Origin of the sequence: Streptococcus parasanguinis, assembly GCF_001578955.1 — a bacterium.
Lineage (GTDB): Bacteria > Bacillota > Bacilli > Lactobacillales > Streptococcaceae > Streptococcus > Streptococcus parasanguinis_U.
Genome location: NZ_KQ969689.1, coordinates 618,618 through 619,597, shown reverse-complemented (window position 1 = coordinate 619,597; position 980 = coordinate 618,618). Strand labels below are relative to the sequence as shown.

The 980-nt window shown below is 34.7% G+C and carries 2 protein-coding genes; both read right to left on the bottom strand.

Annotated elements, in window-relative coordinates:
- Positions 1–142: 142 nt before the first annotated feature.
- On the bottom strand, positions 143–340 hold the full coding sequence (locus SPADD19_RS02905; protein ID WP_061455139.1) for a hypothetical protein: 198 nt from the start codon (positions 338–340) through the stop codon (positions 143–145).
- On the bottom strand, positions 340–980 hold a 641-nt coding region (locus tag SPADD19_RS02900; RefSeq protein WP_241496444.1), incomplete at its 5' end, for a DnaD domain protein. The genes SPADD19_RS02905 and SPADD19_RS02900, both read right to left, overlap by 1 nt.

The window sequence follows — 980 nt, the reverse complement described above, 5'->3', positions numbered from 1 at the left end:
ATTGTAGTCATTGAGTAGCCTATTTCTTCGGATAATTTTCTAGCTGTTAAGTTATGGCTTTTCATTAAGAGCTTGAGTTGCTCTTTGAAATGTTCTATCTGATTTTTGGTGTAGCCTGCCATGATACATTACAACTCCTTTTTCAATTATCAATTTCTACTGGATAGAATGTACCGAATGACTTTCTTAAAGCATTTCCTACCTGAATAGCTACCCCACGAGATGCGAATTTCATTGCTTTCGCTTCCTCAGAGAAAGAGACATCCAGACCAGTGGTCCCAATCACTACAGATTTTACAAATGGTTTTTCTTGTTTTGATCCATGTTTTAAAATAAACATTACTTCCCATCCTTTTCTAATTTCTGTAGCATTTTATTTTTTGCTTCCTCCAAAGCTTTTTTTTCTTGATCACTTGTTTGATTGGTATAATTTGGTTTTGACCAATCTGGAACATTTGATTGTTGCTTTGTTGGTTGTCCTTTTGTTTTACTTTCCTGAAACTTCCGTTCTCGTTCGTTTACTGCTGCAATTGATAACAATCCATCATTTTTCCAATTTTGCAAAATAGCTCTAATATAGCTGAAATTTCTTTTACCATTGTCAGCGGCTAAACTGATAGCTTTTAAGACTACATCTGGTTCCATACCATCCAGAGTGATGAATTCTTTTAAAGTTTCAAATTGGATTCCATCAATTGGTGAAATACGAGACTGATATTCATCTACGATGATTTTGAGCGTATTTTTCTCTAAATCTTTCTCTATATCTATCTCTATATCTATCTCTTTCTCTATATCTATATCTCCGATACACTTTGTTACACCAGTGTTACCTTGTAACGCTTTTTTGTTTTCTCGATGCTTTCGAACTCTACGGGCACTAGCTGTTTCGCTTCCTACAAGTTCTGGGACTTGCTCAAGTTTATAGGAGTAACTATCATTAGTAGTTATTAGCCTCTTCTTTTCCATAAACATAAGAG

Coding starts and splice junctions, on each gene's coding strand:
- SPADD19_RS02905 (WP_061455139.1), bottom strand. CDS start 340: ATGTTTATTTTAAAACATGGATCAAAACAAGAAAAACCATTTGTAAAA.